Source organism: Parathalassolituus penaei, from assembly GCF_026626885.1.
Lineage (GTDB): Bacteria > Pseudomonadota > Gammaproteobacteria > Pseudomonadales > Oceanobacteraceae > Oceanobacter > Oceanobacter penaei.
In genome coordinates, this window is record NZ_JAPNOA010000008.1 from 1 (window position 1) to 3512 (window position 3512).

2 protein-coding genes, 2 rRNA genes and 1 pseudogene are annotated in these 3512 nt (G+C 52.2%); 3 read left to right on the top strand and 2 right to left on the bottom strand.

Features of this window, described 5'->3' with window-relative positions; genetic code table 11:
- From OUO13_RS02185 to OUO13_RS02195, 3 genes are all read left to right on the top strand, one after another.
- Positions 1-100 (top strand): 23S ribosomal RNA (locus tag OUO13_RS02185); the annotation flags it as partial.
- A 152-nt stretch (positions 101-252) separates the two neighbouring features.
- A 5S ribosomal RNA gene (gene rrf, locus OUO13_RS02190) occupies positions 253-368 on the top strand.
- 457 nt (positions 369-825) lie between these two features.
- Positions 826-1941 (top strand): hypothetical protein, encoded by a 1116-nt coding sequence (locus tag OUO13_RS02195; protein ID WP_283172209.1) that lies wholly within the window; start codon positions 826-828, stop codon positions 1939-1941.
- A 303-nt stretch (positions 1942-2244) separates the two neighbouring features.
- Here the strand turns inward: OUO13_RS02195 and OUO13_RS02200 are convergent, their stop codons facing one another.
- Together OUO13_RS02200 and OUO13_RS02205 are read right to left on the bottom strand one after the other, a co-directional pair.
- Positions 2245-3264, bottom strand: a complete 1020-nt coding sequence (locus OUO13_RS02200; protein WP_283172210.1) for an AraC family transcriptional regulator — start codon at positions 3262-3264, stop codon at positions 2245-2247.
- A 112-nt stretch (positions 3265-3376) separates the two neighbouring features.
- Positions 3377-3512 (bottom strand): annotated as a pseudogene (locus OUO13_RS02205) (electron transfer flavoprotein subunit alpha/FixB family protein); the annotation flags it as partial.

A 3512-nucleotide genomic window follows, 5' to 3' on the forward strand; every position in this document is an offset into this window, starting at 1 on the left:
TCTGTAGGGCCCTGGAAGACCACCAGGTTGATAGGTCAGGTGTGTAAGCGTTGTGAGGCGTTGAGCTAACTGATACTAATTGCCCGTGAGGCTTGACCATATAACACCCAAACCGGTAAACGGTTTACGTAATATCGACCAGTGACGTCGGTTCGCAAAAAACGAGAATATTCAAATCATGTATCCAACCCTATTCGCTGACAGCGCGCGGCTCTACGGAGCATAAGACGGACGCATCAGCAAAACGGTTTGCTTGACGACAATAGAACTGTGGAACCACCTGAATCCATTCCGAACTCAGAAGTGAAACGCAGTATCGCCGATGGTAGTGTGGGGTCTCCCCATGTGAGAGTAGGTCATCGTCAAGCATCTAATCAAAGCCCCGATAGCCAAGCTATCNATTTTGGAGCTAATAAATTCAGTTTGAAAAACATACAGGCCTGATCGTCATTTACCGGCTATTTTCTTGTGCCAGTTGCCAAGGCAAGATGGCTCATCTTATGTGAGCAGATAATCTTCTGAATACATTTTACAGCCTGTTTCTTACATCCCTGTGACGGCTCTTGCCGTTAGCCACTCTTCCGCCTTGCAGGCTTTGTGAGGTTCTTCTCGTGTTGCCTTTATACGCTTCCTGGGGTGAATCTGACCCGGCTCAGCACGTTGTTTTTCCTGTTTATACCTCGGATTTCGGCACCTCTCTATTTGCGCCTTTGGTCGAAGACAACTTTGCACAAAACGTCCATGCCTTGCAGTATATGTATATCAATCAAACAGTCGTGCAGAGAAAATGTGTATACCGTAAACAATAACTAGAAGAGCACGAGCATGAGAACAACCAAACTTGCCCTGGCCATTATCTCCGCCACGGCTGCACTGTCTGCTAACGCCCTGGATGTAGCCGATATCAACGGCACCAAAATCGCCATCGGCGGTTATTTCAAGGTTGATGGTGTATTCAACAAGCCTGACACCAATGCCGGTGGTGTTGCCGAAAACTCTTTTGAAGGCAGCGCCCGTCAGTCCCGTATCAACGTTAAAGTCAGCAAAATGGCTGACGGCCACAGCGTAACCGGCTTTGTTGAAGGTGACTTCTACGGCAACAGTTACAGCGCCAACAGTTCCAGCAACCAGAGTTCTGCGGGTGCGAGCCTGTTCCGTATGCGTCATGCTTTCATGACCATTGACAAGGTGACCGTAGGTCAGACCTGGGGCGGTCAATTCTTTGGTTCTGCCGCAATTGATACTGAAGTGATCAACTTCTGGGGCCCTGGTTTCGGCACCATCGCTGGTAACGGCGGTACTGTGCGTCCTGAAATGCTGGTTCACTATGTGGACGGTGGTCTGCGTCTGACCGCTCAGGATCCAATCAATCCGGATGCATCTTACCCCGACATGGTAGCCAGTTACACCGCCAAAGCCGGCACTGTTACCTATGCGGTAACCGGTACCGCTCGTGATGTTCTGCAGAACCCTGTTAATGATCCTAAGGCCTCCAAGCTGGGTATGGGTGCTCAGGCCGGTGCCAAGTTTGAATTCGGTAAAGACAGCCTGCAGGTGAGCGCTTTCTCTGGTAAAGGTATGGGTGCTTACTCCGGTTTCGGCGTGGGTGGTGCCGCGGGTGGTGGTAACCTGAATACTATCGATGTGCAGGACGGTGAACTGATTGCCCAGACTGGTTATCACGTGGGTTACAAACACCAGTTTAGCGAAGTGCTGCGTGGTAACGCCCGTTATGGTGCTGTGAACGTCGATGATGCTGCTGATACCAAGTTCAGCTCTGCTAACCTGAACCTGATTTACACCTACATGCCTGGCGTTGATCTGGGTGTTGAATGGCGTACCCAGAGTCTGAATACTCTGCACACCCCTGCAGGTGGTCCATTCCCGAACATCCGTCCAAAGGGCAAGCAGCTCGAAGTGATGGCGATGTACAAGTTCTGATCTGATGGCCGTGCCTGAGTTTCAGGCACGGCACGTTCTGACTTATGACTGTTTTACGTAACGGTTTCTGATAAATCCGCCACGGGCGTGATGGGCAGATTGCTCAGGCGCTGGATGGCTTCCGGTGTCTCTGCTGTTACTTCCCGTTGGCTCTCCGAATCAATAAACGCTCTCCTTGATTCGGATAGCCATGTGCGGTTCAGAGTACAAACCGGCCGTAAAATTGGTCAATCCCGGGACATGGTTCCCGGGTTTTTTGTCAGGATCTTCCCCCTGCCACGCATAAGACTCTCTTGTCAGGTTTCAGGCTCTGGAGCCAATACGGCGAGCGTTTTTAAGAGTGGCAGAGGGCAGCTCTCCAAACATTTCCCGATACTGATTCGAAAAACGGCTGAGGTTGGTGAATCCATAACGGATGGCAACTTCGGTAACGTTGCGAATGTCTTTTGCGTTACTCAGTTCCTGATGTACCGCCTCCAGCTTGATTCCCCGAATGTAGTTTGCCGGTGTAATACCCAGTTCACGATTAAAGATGTTGTACAGGGTTTTTGTACTGACATGGCAAAGCCCTGCCAGCTGTTCGATATCAAAATCATCGGTGATACGGCGCAGTACATGGCTGCGGATGGTTTCGATATGAGGATGAGCACTCGGACGTCCCAGGCTGTTATTGCTCTGGGAAACCGGGATATTGGTTGGAAAAGCACGCAGTATCGCCAAGCTTAACAGGCGATCGTAGTAGTCACCGGCATTGCCGGCAATCGACTGTGGCAGCTGCACCATGATGGCTTGCAGCAGGTGGAACAGGCTGCCGGCCTGCTCGCGGCTCAGAGGCTCTGAGCAGAAGCGGATTTCCTGGCGGGTGCGACTGAAGCCGAATTCAATGGCGGCCTGTAGCAGGCTGCTGCGTGGAATACGCACCACAACCAGCTCACAGCCGGCGGGATAACTGCTGTAGCGCTGGCTACCAGGATTCAGCATCAGAGAATCACCGCTGCTCAGTTCCTGCAGTTGCTGCTCAACATTGGTCAGGCAGTGACCACTGACCACCAGTTGCAGGTAACAGGCGTCGGCACTGCTGCGGCTGGTCATGCTGGCAGACTGGCGGAACAGGATTCTGGCGATACTGAGATCACCGAGCGCATGGCATTCGATATTCATCGCCTGGCTATGCAGACGGCGGGTCTGGAGATTGTCGGTCATGTTGTCATGACCAAAAAAACCGCGCAGGAATTGTTGCGGGTCGATATCGCCACGGTCAGTACTGGTGCTACCAACGTTGCGATTGATGAATGGCGTATGTGCGGACGCGTATGACTGCATGGATACCCTCGTTCTTTTTATCATGGGTTGATCCGTAAAACAGATGCGCCCGCATGCGGTCCAGCCGCTGCGGGCACACAGATACCTCCGGTGCTCACCGGAGGCATCGTCTTCAGAGACTGCTTTCCAGCTCAGGTACAGCTTCGAACAGGTCTGCCACCAGGCCGTAGTCTGCCACCTGGAAAATCGGGGCTTCTTCGTCCTTGTTGATGGCCACAATCACCTTGGAGTCTTTCATACCTGCCAGG

Excerpts from the sequence above, each read along its gene's own strand:
- OUO13_RS02195 (WP_283172209.1), top strand. The coding sequence starts at position 826 with ATGAGAACAACCAAACTTGCCCTGGCCATTATCTCCGCCACGGCTGCA.
- OUO13_RS02200 (WP_283172210.1), bottom strand. The coding sequence starts at position 3,264 with ATGCAGTCATACGCGTCCGCACATACGCCATTCATCAATCGCAACGTT.